Source organism: Amaricoccus solimangrovi (genome assembly GCF_006385685.1).
Lineage (GTDB): Bacteria > Pseudomonadota > Alphaproteobacteria > Rhodobacterales > Rhodobacteraceae > Amaricoccus > Amaricoccus solimangrovi.
On record NZ_VFRP01000001.1, the window covers coordinates 196,707 to 216,060 of the forward strand.

At 69.5% G+C, this 19,354-nt stretch carries 18 protein-coding genes; 14 read left to right on the forward strand and 4 right to left on the reverse strand.

All coding sequences use genetic code 11. The features are described from left to right. Positions 1-157 precede the first annotated feature (157 nt). Entirely contained in the window at positions 158-283 is a 126-nt protein-coding gene (locus tag FJM51_RS24655) for a hypothetical protein (RefSeq protein ID WP_267901340.1), read from the forward strand. A 68-nt stretch (positions 284-351) separates the two neighbouring features. Here the strand turns inward: FJM51_RS24655 and FJM51_RS00895 are convergent, their stop codons facing one another. The 3 genes from FJM51_RS00895 to ettA are packed head-to-tail and all read right to left on the reverse strand — an operon-like array spanning position 352 to position 3,595. After that, positions 352-813: a HEPN domain-containing protein gene (locus FJM51_RS00895; RefSeq protein ID WP_140452217.1), complete on the reverse strand. Its 462-nt coding sequence runs from the start codon at positions 811-813 to the stop codon at positions 352-354. Continuing rightward, positions 814-1,923: a DUF262 domain-containing protein gene (locus FJM51_RS00900; protein WP_181164403.1), complete on the reverse strand. Its 1,110-nt coding sequence runs from the start codon at positions 1,921-1,923 to the stop codon at positions 814-816. Between the two features lie 4 nt (positions 1,924-1,927). Then, positions 1,928-3,595, reverse strand: a complete 1,668-nt coding sequence (ettA, locus tag FJM51_RS00905; protein ID WP_140452219.1) for an energy-dependent translational throttle protein EttA — start codon at positions 3,593-3,595, stop codon at positions 1,928-1,930. Between the two features lie 273 nt (positions 3,596-3,868). On the opposite strand from ettA, the gene hemB reads away from it, so the two are divergent. Further along, complete coding sequence (hemB, locus tag FJM51_RS00910; protein ID WP_140452220.1) at positions 3,869-4,870, forward strand: porphobilinogen synthase; 1,002 nt, start codon at positions 3,869-3,871, stop codon at positions 4,868-4,870. 136 nt (positions 4,871-5,006) lie between these two features. After that, the gene (locus FJM51_RS00915; RefSeq protein ID WP_140452221.1) at positions 5,007-5,564 is read left to right on the forward strand and encodes a lipid-binding SYLF domain-containing protein; all 558 of its coding nucleotides are present in this window, start codon (positions 5,007-5,009) and stop codon (positions 5,562-5,564) included. Positions 5,565-5,848: 284 nt separating this feature from the next. Here FJM51_RS00915 and FJM51_RS00920 read toward each other — a convergent pair whose 3' ends face one another. Continuing rightward, the gene (locus FJM51_RS00920) at positions 5,849-6,181 is read right to left on the reverse strand and encodes an SMR family transporter (protein WP_140452222.1); all 333 of its coding nucleotides are present in this window, start codon (positions 6,179-6,181) and stop codon (positions 5,849-5,851) included. Positions 6,182-6,301: 120 nt separating this feature from the next. On the opposite strand from FJM51_RS00920, the gene FJM51_RS00925 reads away from it, so the two are divergent. The 11 genes from FJM51_RS00925 (at position 6,302) to flgK (ending at position 19,351) form a co-directional block, all read left to right on the forward strand. After that, the gene (locus FJM51_RS00925; protein ID WP_140452223.1) at positions 6,302-7,597 is read left to right on the forward strand and encodes an acetylornithine deacetylase/succinyl-diaminopimelate desuccinylase family protein; all 1,296 of its coding nucleotides are present in this window, start codon (positions 6,302-6,304) and stop codon (positions 7,595-7,597) included. A gap of 10 nt (positions 7,598-7,607) precedes the next feature. Beyond that, positions 7,608-9,080 carry an ABC transporter substrate-binding protein gene (locus FJM51_RS00930; protein WP_140452224.1) on the forward strand — a complete coding sequence of 491 codons (1,473 nt, stop codon included), beginning with the start codon at positions 7,608-7,610 and terminating at the stop codon, positions 9,078-9,080. A 25-nt stretch (positions 9,081-9,105) separates the two neighbouring features. Continuing rightward, the gene (locus tag FJM51_RS00935) at positions 9,106-9,780 is read left to right on the forward strand and encodes a DUF1345 domain-containing protein (RefSeq protein WP_140452225.1); all 675 of its coding nucleotides are present in this window, start codon (positions 9,106-9,108) and stop codon (positions 9,778-9,780) included. A 158-nt stretch (positions 9,781-9,938) separates the two neighbouring features. After that, positions 9,939-11,063, forward strand: a complete 1,125-nt coding sequence (locus FJM51_RS00940; RefSeq protein WP_140452226.1) for a hypothetical protein — start codon at positions 9,939-9,941, stop codon at positions 11,061-11,063. 63 nt (positions 11,064-11,126) lie between these two features. Next, positions 11,127-12,071, forward strand: a complete 945-nt coding sequence (locus FJM51_RS00945) for an ABC transporter permease (RefSeq protein ID WP_140452227.1) — start codon at positions 11,127-11,129, stop codon at positions 12,069-12,071. Further along, positions 12,068-12,883, forward strand: coding sequence for an ABC transporter permease (locus tag FJM51_RS00950; protein WP_140452228.1), 816 nt, complete (start codon positions 12,068-12,070; stop codon positions 12,881-12,883). The genes FJM51_RS00945 and FJM51_RS00950 overlap by 4 nt, the downstream gene beginning before the upstream one ends. Next, positions 12,880-14,472 (forward strand): dipeptide ABC transporter ATP-binding protein, encoded by a 1,593-nt coding sequence (locus tag FJM51_RS00955; RefSeq protein ID WP_140452229.1) that lies wholly within the window; start codon positions 12,880-12,882, stop codon positions 14,470-14,472. The genes FJM51_RS00950 and FJM51_RS00955 overlap by 4 nt, the downstream gene beginning before the upstream one ends. Continuing rightward, positions 14,472-15,476, forward strand: a complete 1,005-nt coding sequence (locus tag FJM51_RS00960; RefSeq protein WP_140452517.1) for a P1 family peptidase — start codon at positions 14,472-14,474, stop codon at positions 15,474-15,476. Before FJM51_RS00955 ends, FJM51_RS00960 begins: the two co-directional genes overlap by 1 nt. A 118-nt stretch (positions 15,477-15,594) precedes the next feature. Then, positions 15,595-16,407 (forward strand): flagellar motor protein MotB, encoded by an 813-nt coding sequence (locus FJM51_RS00965; RefSeq protein WP_306419400.1) that lies wholly within the window; start codon positions 15,595-15,597, stop codon positions 16,405-16,407. A gap of 129 nt (positions 16,408-16,536) precedes the next feature. Then, a complete protein-coding gene (locus FJM51_RS00970; protein WP_140452230.1) occupies positions 16,537-17,862 on the forward strand; it encodes a flagellar hook protein FlgE in 1,326 nt (441 codons plus the stop codon). Between the two features lie 22 nt (positions 17,863-17,884). Then, positions 17,885-19,351 carry a flagellar hook-associated protein FlgK gene (flgK, locus tag FJM51_RS00975; protein ID WP_140452231.1) on the forward strand — a complete coding sequence of 489 codons (1,467 nt, stop codon included), beginning with the start codon at positions 17,885-17,887 and terminating at the stop codon, positions 19,349-19,351. Positions 19,352-19,354: the final 3 nt, after the last annotated feature.

Genomic DNA, 19,354 nt, shown 5'->3' on the forward strand with positions numbered 1-19,354 from the left:
CGCCGCGCCGCCGTTCCCGGAGCCATCTGCTCCTTCACCGCCGTGCTGGCGGACCAGCGGTCGCGGGCGCGGCCCGTGGCAGCGGCGTTACCGGGAACACCCGAGCCGCGACGGCGAGGATTGGCGGCGGCATGTCGAATATTGCTGGATCAACCCCGTGAAGCACGGCCCTGTCCGCCGCGTCGCCGACTGGCCGCGGTCGTCGTTCCACCGCGACGTCCGGCGCGGCCTGGTGCCGGAGGATTGGGCCGGCGAGATCCCGGAGGGCGATTTCGGAGAGTAGGGTGGGCAATCCGCCCACCCTGGCATGGAGTGTCGGAAGCGGTGGGCAGATTGCTCACCCTACTCTTGCTAACGCGTCGCATCGATAAGAGCGTCCACAACGATTTTTGCATCAAAGAATCTCTGTTGCAGAGTGGAGCTACCGATGCCCATTGTTCCTCCGTGGGCCACAGAGTTTCTGACACTGTAGATCGACTTGAGCGACTCGCTTGCCGCCTCATTCGACTGTATCGCGCGCTCGAAACGCGCCTTCCATTCACCATCGAAGCGTTCGAGGAGCGATCCAATTGCAGCACAGTCGTAGTTTGTACCACGCTTGAAATGAGATTTTATAAAGGCTAGAACTTGTGGCTGCGCACGGTTGCGAAGCCGTTCTAAAACAACAATTTCCACCGACCTCTCTACAAACCCGCAAATCAGAACAGCTGCGAATTTACGAAGGGTTGCCTTCTGCTCATCATCTGGTCTTCCAGTACAAACTTCTCGCACGAATTTGTTGAGTTCTTGGTAACGATTATCTATCTGTAGCATCTATGAAGCATCGATCGCCTGCGAAGCTACTTCTAATCTCTTTTGGACGCTTTCCTCGTCAGAAGTTGCTCTCTCCCACCCTTCTCGGAACCTTGCGTCTTTCATAAGAGAGTTGTAAGCACTTCGGACTTGATCAACACTTAGGTCTTCGCCCGCTGCAAGATGGCGAGCAAGCGCTGCCATGAACCCATCCAGCACAGCGGCATTGAGCGTTCGAACCGGACGGAAGGCGGATTGGCCCAAGGCATCCCAAGAAAGTTGCACTGTACGCTTAAATATTTTTGCAAGACGGTCGAGATCTTTGTCCGAAGATTTGTTCATCTTTTCGGAAAACTTTGTTAGAAAAGTGGCCATCGGGCGCTCGTATTTGTCACCATCTTCAGAAAGAGCCAGAACGCGGATTATGAGTTCTTGATCTTTTGCTCGGCCGCTTTCCGGTCCATATATGTGGCGCCAAGAGGGATCTTTGTTCAACGCCACGGTCAGGTCCGTGAATTTCCCGGAGGTGATGCAGTTCCTTATCTCTTGAGGTGATAGTCTAATACCTCCAGAGTTAACCCTCTCAAATACAAAATGGATGCTATCAACATCATCCTTAGGACTTTTCTGGCTAAATATTATTGTATGAATAATCGAGTCGTCGAGTCGAAGCTGATCATCTGCATCGAGTTCATCGTAAGCTAAGCCATTCCACGGCTCACGAACTCCCGTTAGCCTGAACTTAGATTCCCCAAAAAGTCCATTGTAGTAGGCTTGCAGGCTCTTTAGCCGCTGTTGGCCGTCGATCACTAGATGCTTGCTATCCTCTGTCCTCTTGTAAAGGAATATCCCAGGCACGGGCAGTCCGAGCAGCAGTGACTCTATAAAGCGGGATGCATGCGTCCTGGACCAGACAAACTTTCTTTGAAACGGTGGAACAATAAATGCGCCCTGATTCATCCGTTTTACTAACGTATCTACCGTATAATCTGCCCCATAGCTGTCTATCTGGTATCTTTTTTTCGAAAGAGGTTCGGATTCTGTCTCGTCATCAACCCCCTCCGCAAGACTGAGATCGGTGTCATCTTCCGATGGCAGCTGGTCGTTATGGGCGCTGTTGTCATGTGCCATCGATTTACCGCGCGAACTTCTTGTACTTGATCCGCTTCGGCTCCACCGCGTCCGGCCCCAGCCGCCGGATCTTGTCCGCCTCGTAATCCTCGAAATTCCCCTCGAACCACTCGACATGCGCGTCGCCCTCGAAGGCGAGCATGTGGGTGCAGATGCGGTCCAGAAAGAACCGGTCGTGCGAGATCACCACGGCGCAGCCGGCGAAATCCACCAGCGCGTCCTCGAGCGCGCGCAAGGTCTCCACGTCGAGGTCGTTGGTCGGCTCGTCGAGCAGCAGCACGTTGCCGCCGGCGCGCAGCAGCTTCGCGAGGTGGACGCGGTTGCGCTCGCCGCCCGAGAGCATGCCGACCTTCTTCTGCTGGTCGGAGCCCTTGAAGTTGAAGGCCGAGCAATAGGCGCGGGAGTTCATCTCGGCGTCGCCGAGCTTCACCACGTCGAGCCCGTCGGAGATCTCCTCCCAGACGGTCTTCGCGGGGTCGAGCGCGTCGCGCGACTGGTCGACGTAGGAGAGCTGCACGCTCTCGCCGTATTCGATCGCGCCGGCGTCGGGCTGCTCCTGACCGGTCAGCATCCGGAAGAGCGTGGTCTTGCCGGCGCCGTTAGGGCCGATCACGCCGACGATGCCGCCCGGGGGGAGCTTGAAGGTGAGGTCCGAGATGAGTTCGCGGTCGCCGTAGTGCTTCTCGATCCCCTCGACCGAGATCACGTTCTGCCCGAGCCGGGGGCCGTTCGGGATCACGATCTGCGCGGTGGTGATCTTCTCGCGCTCGGATTTCGAGGCGAGGTCGTTATAGGCGTTGACGCGGGCTTTCTGCTTCGCCTGGCGCGCCTTGGCGCCCTGGCGGATCCATTCGAGCTCGCGGGCGAGCGTCTTCTGCCGCGCCTTGTCCTCGCGCGCCTCCTGCTCGAGGCGCTTGGCCTTCTGCTCGAGCCAGGCGGAATAGTTGCCCTCGTAGGGGATGCCGCGGCCCCGGTCGAGCTCGAGGATCCAGCCGGTGATGTCGTCGAGGAAGTAGCGGTCGTGGGTGACGATCAGGATCGTGCCCTTGTACTCGATCAGGTGCTTCTGCAGCCAGGCGATGGTCTCGGCGTCGAGGTGGTTCGTCGGCTCGTCGAGCAGCAGTACGTCGGGGTTCTCGAGCAGGAGCTTGCAGAGCGCGACCCGGCGCTTCTCGCCGCCCGAGAGCGAGTCGACCTGCGCGTCGTCCGGCGGGCAGCGCAGCGCCTCCATCGCGATGTCGACCTGGGAGTCGAGATCCCAGAGGTTCTGCGCGTCGATCTGGTCCTGAAGGGCGGTCATCTCCTCCATGAGCTCGTCCGAGTAATCCTCGGCGACCTTCATCGCGACCTCGTTGTAGCGCTCGATCAGGCCGCGCTTGGCGGCGACGCCCTCCATCACGTTGCCGCGCACGTCGAGCGCGGGGTCGAGTTCGGGCTCCTGCGGCAGATAGCCGACATGGACGCCCTTCGCCGCCCAGGCCTCGCCCTGGAAGTCCTTGTCCTGGCCCGACATGATCCGGAGCAGCGAGGACTTGCCCGAGCCGTTGACGCCGACGACGCCGATCTTGACGCCGGGCAGGAAGGAGAGGCGGATGTTCTCGAACACCTTCTTGCCGCCCGGATAGGCTTTCGTCAGCCCGTCCATGTGGAAGACGTATTGCGGCGTGGCCATGGCGGGATTCCTCGGTGGCAAGAGTCGCGGGGTCCGAGGGATGTAGCGGTTCGGGCCACCGGGTGCAATCGAGGGCGCGGCGGCGGGCTCCGCCACGGGCGGAGTTTCCGAAGCGCGCCGCGGGCGCGGCGCCGGCCAGCGGCGCGGCGGGGGACGCGGCGCCCCCGCCCGGAGGGCCAGCCTCCACCTTCGGGTACGGGCCGGCGCGGCCTTGAGGCTCGGGGCGCGGCGTGGCAAACCCGGGCCCGCCCGGAGCCTCGCAGGAGACATGAGATGACCCCGCTCGCCGCGCCCTTTCCGCATGGCCGTCCGCGCCGGTTGCGCCGCGCCCCCTGGATCCGCGATCTCGTCGCCGAGCACCGGCTGACGGCGAAGGACCTGATCTGGCCCATCTTCGTGCGCGAGGGCGTCGATCTCGAGGAGCCGGTGGCCTCGCTCCCCGGCGTGTCGCGGCTCTCGGTGGATCGGGCGGCGCGGGCGGCCGAGCAGGCGGCGGAGCTCGGCATCCCCTGCGTCGCGCTCTTTCCCTATACCGAGGCGGCGGACAAGAATCCCGAGGCGACCGAGGCCTGGAACCCGGAGAACCTCGTCAACCGCGCGACGCGCGCGATCAAGGCGGCGGTGCCCGAGGTCGGCGTGCTGCTCGACGTGGCGCTCGATCCCTACAATTCGGACGGGCATGACGGGCTGGTGCGCGACGGGGTGATCCGGAACGACGAGACGCTGATCGCGCTCGGCAAGATGGCGCTGGCCCAGGCCGAGGCGGGGGCGGACATCCTCGGGCCCTCGGACATGATGGACGGGCGCGTCGGCTACATCCGCCAGCTGCTCGAGGAGCAGGAGTTCCAGGACACGCTCATCATGTCCTACGCGGCGAAATACGCCTCCTGCTTCTACGGACCGTTCCGCGACGCGGTCGGCGCCACCGGCGCGCTCGGCGCCGGGGACAAGAAGACCTACCAGATGGATCCGGCGAATGGCGACGAGGCGCTCCGCGAGGTCGCGATCGATCTCGCCGAGGGCGCGGACATGGTGATGGTGAAGCCCGGCATGCCCTATCTCGACGTGATCGCGCGGGTGAAGGCGGAGTTCCGGGTGCCGACCTACGCCTATCAGGTCTCGGGCGAATACGCGATGCTCCAGGCGGCGGCGCTGAACGGCTGGCTCGACGGGGACAGGGCGGCGGTCGAGAGCCTCCTCGCCTTCAAGCGCGCCGGCTGCGACGGCATCCTCACCTATCTCGCGCCGCGCGTCGCCGGGTTGATCGCGGGTTGATCGCGGGCCGAGGCGGTTTTTCCGCGGGCCGCCGGCATGAGCCCGCTTGGCCCGCTCGCGGGTTTCGTCTAGTGTTTCGCCTCGGGAAACCGGCGTGCGACCGGTGAGGCCGAGGCCCGAGCAGAAGGATCCCTGCATGACGTCGCTAACGAGACGCGGCTTTCTCGCGGTGGGCGGGGTCGCCCTCGCCGCCTGCACCTCGCGGACGCCCGAGGACGCGGCCGAGCGCCGCCAGGCGCTGAACGCCGAGATCGAGGCGGCGCGCCAGCAGCTCCTCGGGATCCGGGGGGCGCCCGAACTCATCGCCGCCGCGCAGGGCGTGCTGATCATTCCGAACGTGCGCCAGGTCGGTTTCTTCGCCAGCGGCGCCTATGGCGAGGGGGCGCTCTTCATCGGCCCGGCGATCGTCGAATACTATTCGCTGTCGCTCGCCTCGGTCGGCTTCACCTTCGGCGCGGCCGCCTACAACCAGGCGCTCTTCTTCATGACGAGCCAGGCGCTGCAGGATTTCCGCCTCGCCGACGGCTGGCAGCTCGGCGCGGGCGTGCAGGTCGTGGGCGGCGAGGATGGCGTGTCGGCGGGGGTCACCACGACCCGGATCAACCGTCCGATCCAGGAACTGGTCTTCGGTCAGCGCGGCCTGATCGCCGACGCGAGCTTCGCCGGGGCGAAGTACAACCGCATCGTGCGCTGAGGGAGGCCCTCCGGGCGGGGGCGCCGCGTCCGGCGTCGCGCCCGTGGCACGGCTCCGCCCGCGGCGCGCTTCGCGACCTTCGCCCGTGGCACCCGCCGGCTCTTCGCCCGGCCGGCTGGTCCGCCGGAAGCTCGCTTCTACCCGTGTTTCATATGGGCATGAAATCTATCGGGCAGTCCGCGCAGGCCCGAGGGGCCGGAGCGAGGGGCCCCGCCAACAGGCGGGGAGAAAAGGGACTCGCGGGCAACGGCCCGCTCCGCCGCGTCCCGGAGGGACGCGCCCGCTCAGTGCCCGACGCTCTTCGAGAGCAGGTTGACGACCAGGATGCCGGCGATGATGAGGCCGAGGCCGATCATCCCGGGCATGTCGAGCCGCTGCCCGTCGCGCGCCCAGGCGAGCGCCGCGACCAGCACGATGCCGAGGCCCGACCAGATCGCATAGACGATGCCGGTCGGCAGCGTGCGCACGGTGAGCGATAGCAGATAGATCGCCACCGCGTAGCCGACCAGGCAGAGAAGGCTCGGCAGCGGACGGGTGAAGCCGTCCGCGGCGCGCAGGGCGGATGTCGCGACCACCTCGCAGAGGATCGCGAGCCCGAGCATCAGGGCGATGTTCATGGATAACTCCCGGTTGCGCGCCATTTTATCAGGGCGGCGGCCCCGGCGGCAAGGGCGGGCTGGACTTGGCGCGCCGCCTCGGCGAAGGCTTGGGGGACGGAGCAGAGCAGGCGGAGGCGCATGGAAGAGGCCCTGAGGCGCGCGGTCGCGGCCCGCCGCGCGGAGACGATCGGGCGGGCGGGCGCGCTGATCCGCGTGCCGACCCTGAACCCGCCCGGCGATCGCTATCGCGAGATCTGCGAGCTGATCGCGGGCTGGCTCGAGCCGATGGGATTCGACTGCGCCTTCATCCGCGCCGAGGGCACGCCCGGCGACGGCGCGCGGCATCCGCGCTGGAATCTCCTCGCCCGGCGCGAGGGGACGGGCGCCGGGCCATGCGTCCATTTCAACGGCCATGTCGACGTGGTGGAGGTCGGCCGTGGCTGGACCCGTGACCCGTTCGGCGGCGAGCTCGTCGACGGGCGGATCTACGGGCGGGGCGCCTGCGACATGAAGGGCGGGATCGCGGCGGCGATCACCGCCGTCGCGGCCTTCCTCGCCGTCCGGCCCGACGCGCCGGGCGCCATCGAGATCTCGGCGACGGCGGACGAGGAGACCGGCGGCTACGGCGGCGTCGCCTATCTCGCCGAGCGCGGCGTCTTCGCGCGCGTCGATCACGTGATCATCCCCGAGCCGCTGAACAAGGAGCGGATCTGTCTCGGCCACCGCGGCGTGTGGTGGGCGGAGCTCGAGACCCTCGGCCGGATCGCGCATGGCTCGATGCCCTTCCTCGGCGATTGCGCGATCCGGCACATGGGCGCGGTGCTGGCGGAGATGGAGGAGAGCCTCTATCCCGCGCTCGCCGCCCGTCGCACGGCGATGCCGGTGGTGCCGGAACCCGCGCGCGCCTCGACGCTCAACGTCAACTCGATCCATGGCGGGCAGGCCGAGCCGGAGCCCGGTTTCGACGGGCTGCCGAGCCCCGTGGTGGCGGACAGCTGCCGGATGATGATCGACCGCCGCTTCCTCGCCGAGGAGGAACTCGGCGCGGTGAAGGCGGAGTTCCGCGCGGCGGTCGAGCGGGCGCGGGCGCGGCGGCCCTTCGACTACCGGCTGCGCGACGTGCTCGAGGTGCGGCCCAGCATGACCGACCGCGACGGCCCGGTCGCGCGGGCGCTGGCGGAGGGGATCCGCGCCGTGCTCGGGCGCGAGCCCGATTACGTCGTCTCCCCGGGGAGTTACGACCAGAAGCACATCGACAGGATCGGGCGCCTGCGCGACTGCGTCGCCTATGGCCCGGGACGGCTCGATCTCGCGCATCAGCCGGATGAATATGTCGAGGTCGAGGACATGCTGGAGAGCGCGCTGGTGATGGCGCTGGCGCTCGGGCGGCTGCTCGGTCCGGGGGACGAGGTTGGCGGCGCGCGCCGCGGGTGACGGAGGACACATGAAGCGGTTTCTGTTGGGTCTGGCGCTGGCGCTCGCCGCCGGCGCGGCGGGCGCGGCCCCCCGCGCGGATATCGTGATCGGCATGCAGCTCGAACCGCCGCATCTCGATCCGACCGCCGGCGCGGCGGCGGCGATCGACGAGGTGACCTATGCGAACGTGTTCGAGGGGCTGACCCGGTTCGGCCCGGACGGCGAGGTCGAGCCCGATCTCGCGGAAAGCTGGGAAATCTCCGACGACGGGCTGTCCTGGGTGTTCCACCTGCGTCCCGGCGTGAAGTTTCAGGACGGCACGCCCTTCAGCGCGGACGACGTGGCCTTCTCGATCGAGCGCGCGATGGAGGCGGAGTCGCAGAACGCGCAGAAGGGCCTCTTCGACGGGATCGCCTCGGTCAACGTGATCGACGACCAGACGGTGGAGATCGCGCTCGACGTTCCGAAGTCGTCGCTGCTCTCGAGCCTCGCCTGGGGCGACGCGGTCATGGTCTCGCCCGCGACGGCGGAGAAGAACAGGACCGAACCGGTCGGCACCGGCCCGTTCAGCTTCTCGAACTGGGTGCAGGGCGACCGGATCGAGCTCGTGAGGAATCCCGACTACTGGGGCGCGCCCGCGAAGCTCGACAAGGTGACCTTCAAGTTCATCTCCGACCCGACGGCGGCCTACGCGGCGGTGATGGCGGGCGACGTCGATGCCTTCCCGGTCTTTCCGGCGCCGGAGAATCTCGAGCAGTTCAAGGCCGATCCGCGGTTTCTCGTGATGGTCGGCACGACCGAGGGCGAGACGATCCTCGCGATGAACAACGCGCGCGCCCCCTTCGACGACATCCGCGTGCGCGAGGCGGTCGCCCATGCGATCGACCGCGCCGCGATCATCGACGGGGCGATGTTCGGCTATGGCGTGCCGATCGGCAGTCATTTTCCGCCGCATAACCCGGCCTACGAGGATCTGACCGCGCTCTCGGCCCACGACCCGGAGAAGGCGAAGGCGCTGCTCGCCGAGGCGGGCCACGCCGGCGACATCTCCGTCACGCTGACCCTGCCGCCGCCCTCCTACGCGCGGCGCGGCGGGGAGATCGTCGCGGCGCAGCTGCGCGCGGTCGGGATCGACGTCGCCATCGCCAATGTCGAATGGGCGCAGTGGCTGGAACAGGTCTTCACCAACCACGACTACGACCTGACCATCGTCGCCCATACCGAGCCGAACGACATCGATATCTACGCCCGCGACGACTACTACTTCGGCTATCACGACCCGGTCCTGAAGGCGCTCTGGGACGGCTACCAGCAGGTGACCGACGCGGCGGACCAGCGCGAGCTTCTGCGCGCGATGCAGGAGCGGATCGCGGGGCGCTACGTCAACGGCTTCCTGTTCCAGCTCGCCAAGACCGGCGTGGCGGACAAGCGGATCAAGGGCCTGTGGATCAACGCGCCGACACCGGCGAACGACATGACGGCGGTGGAATGGACCGAATGAGACCCTTCGGAACCGCCGGCGCGTCATGAGCCGGCGCGGGGGCGGGCGCCGGCATCTCGGCCGGCACCTGCGCTTCTACGTCGCCGTGCTCGGCGGCGCGCTCGCCTTCGCGGCGGGCGGGGAACTGCGCGCGCCCGCGCGGATGCTGCTCGCGGGGGACGCGTTCTTCCTGCTCTACCTCGGCCTGATGCTGCGCCTCGCCCTCGCGACCACGCCCGCGATGCTCCGGACGCGGGCGGCGACCGAGGACGAGGGAATGCCGATCATCCTCGGCCTCACCGGCTTCGCGGTCGTATTCGTGCTCGGCGCGGTCTTCGTCGTGGTGAACGATCCGCGCCACGGGGCGCCGGTGATCCGGGGGCTCGCGGTGCTGAGCGTGCCGCTCGGCTGGGCGGTGGCGCATCTGCTCGCGACCTTCCGCTACGCCGATCTCTACTACACGCCGGCCGAGCGCCGGCGGGAGGGGGACCGGGACGAGGGCGACGCGGGCGGGCTCGACTTTCCCGGGACGCCGGAGCCCGGGATCGGCGATTTCGCCTATTACGCCTTCGTCGTCGGCATGACCGCGCAGGTCTCGGACGTGGCCGTCTCCTCCGGGGCGCTGCGCCGGGCGACGCTGGCGCACGGGATCTTCTCGTTCTTCTACAACACGGTGCTGATCGCCTTCACCGTGAACGCGGCGGTCAGCTTCGCGAACTGACGCGGCGGAGCGCGATTGTAGGGAGCCGGGCGAGGGTATAGACTGTCGCGATTATCACGACCGTGCCTGATTTGATCCCGCCGGCCTCCTCGCCGGATCCTTGAAATCCCATGCTTTCACTCTCCGGCCGCGCGCCGGATTTTCAGGGACGTGCTCCGATGGGCGTCTATATCGATATCGCTCTCTCCCTCGTCTTCGTCTACCTCGTGCTGAGCCTCGTCGTCAGCGCGGTGAACGAACTGATCTCGATGTGGATCAGGAAGCGCCCTGCGATGCTCGCGAAGTCCATCCTGTCGCTGATCGACGATCCCGGACTCTGGCGCTCGTTCTACGATTCCGGAGTGCTCGTGAATCCCCGTCTCGCATCGCAAGGCGCCGCGCAGTCGCGCTGGACCTCTTCGGAGGAGGCGTCGCCGGGGCCGGGCGCCGACGCGCCCGCCTTCGGTCGTGGGCTCGACTGGAAATGGAAATGGTATCTCTTCCCGACGCGGAGCACGACCGAGGGACACCCTTCCTTCATAGATGGAACGACTTTCGCCCGGGCGCTCACCATGGGTGTGCTCAAGCAAGCAGCCGGCGGTAAGCTTCCGGGTAGCTATGTCCTCGACGATGTCAGGAAGGCGGTTGGGAAGCTCGATCCGGTCAGTGGCCGGGGCAGCCAGATCAGGGAAGTTCTCATCTCGGCGCTCTCGAACGCGGAGGGAGAACTGCGCCTTTTCGAGAAGGAAGTCGGTGCCTGGTACGACCGCGCCCAAGACCGGCTTACCGGCGAATATACCCGCTGGGCCAAGATCGTGACGCTCATCATCGGCGCGGCGCTGGTGTGTCTCATCAACGTCGATACCGTCCGCATCGCTCGGGAGTTGCGGCTCGATACGGACACACGCGAGAAACTTGTCGCAAGCGCGCTCGATGCTGCCCGCCCCGGGTCCGACAGCCCGGTGAGCGAGAACTGCGAGCCGCTGACCGCCGTCCCGGCGGCCACGCCCGACGAGCAGCGGATCGAGGCAGAGAAATGCCAGTTGCTGCGCGCGCAGCGCCTGATAGCCACGCTGGGTCCCGACCTGATTGGCTGGCAGAATGATGATCTGAGGCGAACCGCGCTCCGATGGCCCTTGCCGGCCGAGGTCGTGGGTCATGCGTTCAACAAGCTTCTCGGGCTGCTCATCACGATCTGCGCCATCTCGCTCGGCGCGCCGTTCTGGTTCGACATGCTGTCGAAGGTGGTGAATATCCGCGCGGCGGGGCTGAAGCCGGAGAGCAGTTCCGGAGCGAAGCCCTGACGGGGTTGGCAAGGGCCTCGGCGCGGGGATAGGGTCCGCGCAGCGGAAGGACTGACCGGACCCGTGATACGCTATCTCGCCACCCGAGGCCTGTCGCTGGCGCTGAGCCTGCTCGTCGCCAGCCTCGTGATCTTCCTCGTGCTGAACGTCGTGCCCGGCGATCCCGCGCGCTACATGCTCGGCATGAACGCCCGGCCCGACACGGTGGCCGCGCTCCGGGCCGAGCTCGGGCTCGACCAGCCGGCGGCGGCGCGCTACCTCGCCTGGCTCGGCGGCATGGCGCGCGGCGATTTCGGCACCTCCTACACCTATCGCACGCCGGTCGCGGGGATGATCCTCGACCGCGTCGGCGTCTCGCTGCCGCTCGCGCTCTACGCGCTCGCGCTCTCGACCGCGATCGCGATCCCGCTCGGGCTCTTCGCCGCCGCGCGGCGGGGCAGGGCGGCGGATACCGGCGTGATGGCCGCGACCCAGCTCGGGATCGCGGTGCCGAACTTCTGGCTCGCCATGCTGCTCGTCCTCGTCTTCGCGGTCCGGCTGCGCTGGTTCGCGGCGGGCGGTTTCCCGGGCTGGGGGGCGGGGATCCTCGCGGGGATGAAGGCGCTGACGCTGCCCGCCATCGCGCTCGCCGCGCCGCAGGCGGCGATCCTCGCCCGCGTCGCCCGCGCCGCGCTGATCGAGACGCTGGGCGAGGATTTCATCCGCACCGCGCGGGCCAAGGGGCTGACGGGCGGGCAGGCGCTGACGCGCCATGCGCTGCGCAACGCGATGATCCCGGTGCTCACGATCATCGGGCTGCAATTCTCCTTCCTGCTCGCGGGGGCGATCATCATCGAGAACGTCTTCTTCCTGCCCGGCCTCGGCCGGCTGGTCTTCCAGGCGATCAGCCAGCGCGACCTCGTCGTGGTGCAGTCGGTCGTCATGCTGCTCGTCTGCGCGGTGATCCTCGTCACCTTCCTCGTCGACATCGCCTATGTCCTCGTCGATCCGAGGCTGCGCCGGACATGAGCCGGGGACTCGTGACCGGCGGCGCGCTCTGCGCGCTCTTCCTCGGCGCGGCGCTGCTCTCGCTCGTCTGGACGCCGCATGACGTGGCGGCGATCGACATCGCGGCGAAGCTCCGGGGGCCGTCCGCCGCCCACTGGCTCGGGACCGACCATTTCGGCCGCGACCTCTTTTCGATGATCCTGGTCGGCGCGCGGGTCTCGCTCGCCGTGGCGCTGGTCGCGGTCGGCATCGGCGCCGGGATCGGCGTGCCGCTCGGCCTGCTCGCGGCGGCGCGGCGCGGCGGGGTGGTGGACGAACTGGTGACGCGGGCGAACGATCTCGTCTTCGCCTTCCCCTCGCTCCTGATCGCGATCCTGATCACCGCCGTCTTCGGCCCCTCCGCGATCAACGCCATCGTCGCGATCGGGATCTTCAACATCCCCGTCTTCGCCCGGCTGACCCGGGGCGCCGCGCTCGCGCTCTGGCAGCGCGATTTCGTGCTGGCGGCGCGCGTCGCGGGCAAGGGCGAGGTCCGGATCTCGGTCGAGCACATCCTGCCGAACCTCGCGGACCTCCTGATCGTGCAGGCGACGATCCAGTTCTCGCTCGCGATCCTCGCGGAGGCCGCGCTCTCCTATGTCGGGCTCGGCGCGCAGCCGCCGACGCCGTCCTGGGGGCGGATGCTCGCCGAGAGCCAGACGATGATCGCGATCGCGCCGCGCCTCGCGCTGGTGCCGGGGCTCGCCATCGTGCTCGCGGTGCTGGGGCTGAACCTGCTCGGCGACGGGCTGCGCGACCTGCTCGATCCCAGGGTCAGGCGGGCGCGCGCGTGAGCGGGGGGCTCGTGATCGAGGGGCTCGCGGTCACCATCGCGGGCCGCCGGGTACTCGGCGGGCCCGAGGGGGTCTCGCTCGCCGTGGGTCCGGGGGAGATCCTCGGGCTGATCGGGGAGAGCGGCTCGGGCAAGTCGATGACGGCGCTCGCCGTCTCGCGCCTCCTGCCGAGGGGCGCGGTCGCGACGGGCGCGGCGCGGCTCGACGGGCGCGAGCTGATGGCGCTGTCGGAGCGCGAGATGTGCGGCGTGCGCGGGCGCGACATCGGCATGATCTTCCAGGAGCCGATGACGGCGCTCAATCCGCTGATGCCGATCGGCGATCAGGTGGCGGAGACCGCGCGCGTCCATGGCGGCGCCTGGCGGGCGGAGGCGGGGCGGCTCGCGCGCGCCGCGCTCGACCGCGTGGGGCTCGGGGAGATCCCGGCCTCCCGCTTTCCGCACGAGCTTTCGGGCGGGCAGCGGCAGCGGGTCGGGATCGCGATGGCGATCGCGCTGCGGCCGAAGCTCCTGATCGCGGACGAGCCGACCACCGCGCTCGACGTGACGAGCCAGGCGCGCGTCCTCGACCTGATCCGGCGGCTCGTGCGCGAGGACGGGATGGGCTGCCTGATGATCACCCATGACCTCGCGGTGGTGGCCGAGATGGCCGACCGGCTCGCGATCATGACGGAGGGCCGGATCGTGGAGACCGGGCCGACCGCCTCGGTGCTCGGCGCGCCGATCCATTCCTATACCCGCGCGCTCATCGAGGCCGCGACCCATCGCCCGGCGATGCCGGAGCGCGCGCGGGGCGCCGTGCTGGCCGAGGGGAAGGGCCTCGTGCGCGACCATCCCGCCGGGCCGCGCCGGCTCCTCGGCGGGCGGGCGCGCTTTCACGCGCTGAAGGGGGTGAGCTTCGAACTCGCGGAGGGCGAGAGCCTCGGCCTCGTCGGCGAGAGCGGGTCGGGCAAGTCGACGCTCGGCCGCGCCGTGCTGGGGCTCGAGCGGCTCCGAAGCGGCGTGGTGCGGATCGACGGCGCGGAGATCGGGCCGCATGCGCGCATGGCGCCGGAGACGCGGCGCGCGGTCCAGGCGGTGTTCCAGGATCCCTACGGCAGTTTCGACCCGCGCCACCGCGTCGCCCGGCTGGTCGCGGAACCCTTCCACCTCGTGCCCGGCGCGCCGAAGGGGGCCGCGCGGCGCCGCGCGGTGGAGGAGGCGCTGGGCGCGGTCGGGCTCGCGGCCTCGGACGCCGGGAAATACATCCACGAATTCTCCGGCGGGCAGCGGCAGCGGATCGCCATCGCCCGCGCGCTCATCACACGGCCCCGGCTCATCGTGCTCGACGAGGCGGTCTCGGCGGTCGACGCGCGGGCGCGGGCGCGGATCCTCGATCTGCTCGCGGAGCTCGCCGGGCGCTTCGGCCTCAGCTATCTCTTCATCAGCCACGACCTGACCGTGGTCCGCGCGATCACCGACCGGGTGATGGTGATGAAGGCGGGCGAGATCGTGGAACGCGGGCCGACGGAGGCGGTGCTGACCCGCCCGGCCCATCCCTATACGCGCGCGCTGATCGCGGCGGCGCCGAGGCTGGAGACGACGCGATGATGAGCCCGGGGCCGAGGAACCTGATCACCGACGTGCCGGGGCTCGTCGTCGGCAACGCCTCCGACGCCGGGCTGAAGTCGGGGGTGACGGTCCTGACGGCCGAGGCGCCCTTCACGGCGGCGGTCGACATCCGGGGCGGGGCGCCGGGCACGCGGGAGAGCGCGCTGCTCGAACCGGGACGGCTGGTCGAGACGGTGGACGCGCTCGTGCTCTCGGGCGGCTCGGCCTTCGGCCTCGACGCGGCCTCGGGCGTGATGGAGGAGCTGCGCGCGCGGGGGCGGGGCTTCGCCGTCGGCGACACGCGGGTGCCGATCGTGCCGGCGGCGATCCTCTTCGACCTGCTGAACGGCGGGGCGAAGGACTGGGCGGAGAACCCCTATCCCGCGCTCGGCCGCGCGGCGCTCCGGGCGGCGGGGGAGGATTTCGCGCTCGGGACCGCGGGCGCGGGCACGGGCGCCACGACGGCGACGGTGAAGGGCGGGCTCGGCTCGGCCTCGCTGGCGCTGCCGGGCGGGGCGACGGTGGGCGCGCTGGTCGCGGTCAATGCGATGGGCGGCGTGCTCGTGCCGGGCACGCGGAAGTTCTGGGCGGCGCCCTTCGAGATCGGCGACGAGTTCGGCGGGCTCGGCGCCCATCCCGATCCGGTGCCGCCCTTCACCGCGCGGCCGATGAAGCCGGGGCCGGAGGAGGAGCCGGCGCGCGCGAACACGACCATCGCCATCGTCGCGACCGACGCCGGTCTCGACAAGGCCGGCGCGTTCCGGCTGGCGGTCGCGGCCCATGACGGGCTGGCGCGGGCGATCGTGCCCGCGCATACGCCCTTCGACGGCGATCTGGTCTTCGGCGTCTCGACGGGCGCGCGCCCGGTCGAGGGGCCGCTCGAACAGATGCGCCTCTGCCACGCGGCGGCGGTCTGCCTCGCCCGGGCGGTGGCGCGCGCGGTCCACGCGGCGGCGCCGGAGCGGGGCGACCGGATGCCCTGCTGGTCGCGGCTTCCGGACTGAGGTCCGGCGTGGTTGCCGGAAGCTGAACGCGATCGCGCGCATTCTCGCTACATGGCGCGACGGTGGTAAGAGCGGGTTCAGCATGGCCGGGTTAGGCAGTCCCCGGGGAATGGGGGACATGATGGACAAGGCTGCGAACATCACGATCATCAAGCGGCGCAAGGTCGTCGGCGAGGAGCACCATGGCGGCGCGTGGAAGGTCGCCTACGCCGATTTCGTCACGGCGATGATGGCGTTCTTCCTGCTGATGTGGCTTCTGAACGCCACCGACGCGGGCACGCGCAAGGGGCTCGCGGACTACTTCAGCCCGACGGTGCCGATCCACCGGATCAGCGGCGGCGGCGACGGCCCGTTCGAGGGCGTGAGCATGTTCGGGCGCGAGGCGGCGGTGGTCGCGCCGGAGACGGAGCCGGGCCGGCCCGAGGCGCGGGGCGAAGGCGGTGACGCGCGAAGCCTCGCGGAGATCCGGAAGGCGCTGGCGGCGACGAGCGGCGACGCCGCGCGCGCCGATCCGCTGCTGCGCCACATCGCGACCCGCGTCACCGACGAGGGGCTCATCATCGACATCTTCGACGTGCCGGGCTCGCCGCTCTTCGACGCGCGGAGCGCGCGGCCGAACCCGATCCTGGACCGGCTGCTCGGCATGATCGGCCGCGTGGTCGCGCGGACGCGCAACGCCGTCGCCGTGACCGGCCATCTCGCCCCCGGCGACGCGATGGGCGAGGACGGCGGCGCGGGCACCGACCCCTGGGTGCTGAGCGGGGACCGCGCCCAGGCGGCGCGCCGGCTTCTCGTCGCCGCCGGCGTCGCCGAGGACCGCCTCGCGCGGATCACCGGCAAGGCCGCCCGCGCGCCGGCGACGGACCGGCCCGACGACCCGCGCAACCGCCGGATCGAGGTCACGCTGCTGCGCGCCTTTCCGCCGCGTTAGCCCCTTCTTAAGGGCGCGCGCCCCATGGTGGCCCCGGACGGCGCCGCGCCGCGCATCTCCGAGGCTTGCCCCCGAGGGATGGCGCCCGACCCCGGCCCGGGCGATTCCCAACGGCTAGCAGGAGCATTCATGGGCATTTCTTCCTCGATGAACGCGGGCGTGTCGGGGCTCAACGCGAATGCGAACAAGCTCTCCACCATCTCGGACAACATCGCGAACGCGCAGACCAACGGCTACAAGCGCGCCGACGTGGATTTCTACGCGCTGACGGTCGGATCCGGTTCGGGCGGCGGCTATTCGGCGGGCGGCGTCACCACCTCGGCCATCATCGACATCGAGGGGAAGGGCTCGATCACCGGCACGACGAACGCGACCGACATGGCGGTGGCGGGCCGCGGGCTGCTGCCGGTCACCTCGCTCGCCTCGGTCGAACCCGGCGCGGGCGTGCGCGACCTGCGGCTCACCTCGACCGGATCCTTCGCGCTCGACGCCGACGGATACCTGACCACCTCCTCGGGCCTCGTCCTGCTCGGCTGGGCCGCGGACGGTTCCGGCAAGGTTCCGGAGGTCGCGCGCGACACGGTCGCGCCGCTGACGCCGGTGCGGGTGAACCTCGCGGGCGCCGCCTCGCAGCCGACATCGAGCATCACCCTCGGCGCGAACCTGCCCGCGACCGCGACCATGGCGGGCGCGGATGGCGCGGCCAAGACCGTGACGGTCGAGTATTTCGACAATCTCGGCACGTCCAGAAGCCTCTCGATGCAATTCACCCCGACCGTGCCGGCCTCGGGCGCCAGCAACGCCTGGACGCTCGAGATCACCGACCAGGCCACCGGCCTGCCGGCGGGCACCTACGAACTCACCTTCGGCGCCGCCTCCGGCAATGCCGGAAACCTCGCCTCCGTCGCCATGGTCTCCGCCGGCTCCGCCCCGCCTTCGACGAGCTACGACGCCGCCTCCGGCACGATGACGCTCGACCTCGGCGACCAGACGATCGCGATGGGGCTCGGCTCGACCGACCCCGCGGGGCCGCGCTACCTGACGCAGCTTTCCTCCGGCTTCTCGACCTCGGGCATCACGAAGGACGGCAGCGCGGCGGGCACCTTCACCGGGCTCACCATCGACGAGAAGGGGATGCTGAGCGCGAACTATTCGACCGGCTTCACCCGCGTCCTCTATCAGGTGCCGGTCGCGGACGTGCCGAACCTGAACGGGCTGCGCGTACTCGGCGGCCAGACCTTCGGCGTCTCCGCCGAGAGCGGGCCGGTCTTCTTCTACGACGCGGGCTCGGGCCCCGCGGGCGCGATCGAGGGTTTCGCGCTCGAACAGTCGACCGCGGACACGGCGGCGGAACTGACCCAGCTCATCCAGACCCAGCGGGCCTATTCGTCGAATGCCAAGGTCATCCAGACCGTCGACGAGATGATGCAGGAAACCACCAACCTCAAGCGGTGACCGCCCAGGAGAAGGCCCGGCCATGAGCATATCCAGTGCGCTGAACAACGCCGCCTCCGGTCTGCGCGCGGCGTCGAAACTCGCGGGCACGATCTCGGGCAATGTCTCGAACGCGCTCACGGCGGGCTACGCGGCCCGCGCGACCGAACTCTCCTCGCTCTCCGCCGGCGGGCTCGGCTCCGGCGTGCGGGTCGTCGCGACGACGCGGGCGGAGAACGCCTATCTCACCTCGGAGCGGCGGCTCGCCCAGGCGTCGGCGGCGGCGAGCGGCGCGCGCTCGGACGCCGAGGCGCGGCTCGTCGCGGCGATGGGCGAGGCGGGCGCGCGCGGATCGCTCTCGGCGAGCGCCACCGCGCTCGAGACCGCGCTCATGTCCGCGAGCGCCTCGCCGCAGTCGACCACGCTCCTCACCGCCGCCGCGGACGCGGCGCGGACACTCGCGGGATCGCTCGCCGCGGCGGCCGCCGAGGCGGCGGAGACGCGTACCGAGGCGGACAGCGGGATCGCCCGGCAGGTGGCGGCGCTGAACGAGACGCTCCACCGCGTCGAGGATCTCAACGGCCGGATCACCAGCCTCTCGCTCCAGGGCGTCGACACGCTCTCGCTTCAGGACCAGCGCGCGACGCTGATCGACCGGATCTCCACCATCGTCCCGGTCAGGACGGTCAACCGCGAGAACGGCGCGGTCGCGATCCATACCCAGGGCGGGGCCACGCTGCTCGACGGGGTGGTCTGGGAACTGGGCTTCACGCCCACGCCGAACGGCGTGACCGCGGAGATGACGCTCGGGAACGGCGCGCTCTCCGGGCTCAGCCAGAAACAGGGCACGGCCATCGTCGGCCTCGCGGCCGGCACCGGAAGCGGCGCGCTCGATGGCGGCTCCCTCGGCGCGCTCTTCGAGGTACGCGACACGATCGTGCCCGGCTTCACGGGCGAGCTTGACCTCTACGCCGCCGATCTGATGTCCCGCTTCCGCGATCTCGCCCCGGCGGGCGCGCTCGACGCGGGCGGGGAGGGGCTCTTCGTCGATGCGACCGGCGCGGGCGGAACAGCGGGGCTCGCGGGACGGATCGCGCTCAACGCGGCCGTCGATCCCGACCGGGGCGGCGCGGTCTACCGGCTCCGCGACGGGCTCGCCGCCGCCAGCCCCGGGGTCGAGGGAAACGGGAGCCTTCTCCAGGCGCTCGCCGATGCGATGGCGGCGGCCCGCGAACCCGCCGGCTTCGTCTCGCAGACCGCGAAGGCCGGTTCCGCCACGATGGCCTCCGAGATCTCGGCCTGGTTCCTCGGCCGTTCGGCCCGCACCGACGACGACCTCGCCTTCCAGACCGCGCGCGCGGATACGCTCGCCGAGGAGGAGTTGAACGCGGTCGGCGTCGACAGCGACGGCCAGCTCCAGTTCCTCACCGTCGTGGAGCAGGCCTACGCCGCCAATGCCAGGGTCCTGTCGGTGATCGACGACCTGATGCGAACCCTCCTGGAGATCTAGGAC

What these genes read in the sequence shown, in the direction of transcription:
- FJM51_RS00895 (WP_140452217.1), bottom strand. Translation starts at nt 813, where the DNA reads ATGCTACAGATAGATAATCGTTACCAAGAACTCAACAAATTCGTGCGA.
- FJM51_RS00900 (WP_181164403.1), bottom strand. Translation starts at nt 1,923, where the DNA reads ATGGCACATGACAACAGCGCCCATAACGACCAGCTGCCATCGGAAGAT.
- ettA (WP_140452219.1), bottom strand. Translation starts at nt 3,595, where the DNA reads ATGGCCACGCCGCAATACGTCTTCCACATGGACGGGCTGACGAAAGCC.
- hemB (WP_140452220.1), top strand. Translation starts at nt 3,869, where the DNA reads ATGACCCCGCTCGCCGCGCCCTTTCCGCATGGCCGTCCGCGCCGGTTG.
- FJM51_RS00915 (WP_140452221.1), top strand. Translation starts at nt 5,007, where the DNA reads ATGACGTCGCTAACGAGACGCGGCTTTCTCGCGGTGGGCGGGGTCGCC.
- FJM51_RS00920 (WP_140452222.1), bottom strand. Translation starts at nt 6,181, where the DNA reads ATGAACATCGCCCTGATGCTCGGGCTCGCGATCCTCTGCGAGGTGGTC.
- FJM51_RS00925 (WP_140452223.1), top strand. Translation starts at nt 6,302, where the DNA reads ATGGAAGAGGCCCTGAGGCGCGCGGTCGCGGCCCGCCGCGCGGAGACG.
- FJM51_RS00930 (WP_140452224.1), top strand. Translation starts at nt 7,608, where the DNA reads ATGAAGCGGTTTCTGTTGGGTCTGGCGCTGGCGCTCGCCGCCGGCGCG.
- FJM51_RS00935 (WP_140452225.1), top strand. Translation starts at nt 9,106, where the DNA reads ATGAGCCGGCGCGGGGGCGGGCGCCGGCATCTCGGCCGGCACCTGCGC.
- FJM51_RS00940 (WP_140452226.1), top strand. Translation starts at nt 9,939, where the DNA reads ATGGGCGTCTATATCGATATCGCTCTCTCCCTCGTCTTCGTCTACCTC.
- FJM51_RS00950 (WP_140452228.1), top strand. Translation starts at nt 12,068, where the DNA reads ATGAGCCGGGGACTCGTGACCGGCGGCGCGCTCTGCGCGCTCTTCCTC.
- FJM51_RS00960 (WP_140452517.1), top strand. Translation starts at nt 14,472, where the DNA reads ATGAGCCCGGGGCCGAGGAACCTGATCACCGACGTGCCGGGGCTCGTC.
- FJM51_RS00965 (WP_306419400.1), top strand. Translation starts at nt 15,595, where the DNA reads ATGATGGACAAGGCTGCGAACATCACGATCATCAAGCGGCGCAAGGTC.
- FJM51_RS00970 (WP_140452230.1), top strand. Translation starts at nt 16,537, where the DNA reads ATGGGCATTTCTTCCTCGATGAACGCGGGCGTGTCGGGGCTCAACGCG.
- flgK (WP_140452231.1), top strand. Translation starts at nt 17,885, where the DNA reads ATGAGCATATCCAGTGCGCTGAACAACGCCGCCTCCGGTCTGCGCGCG.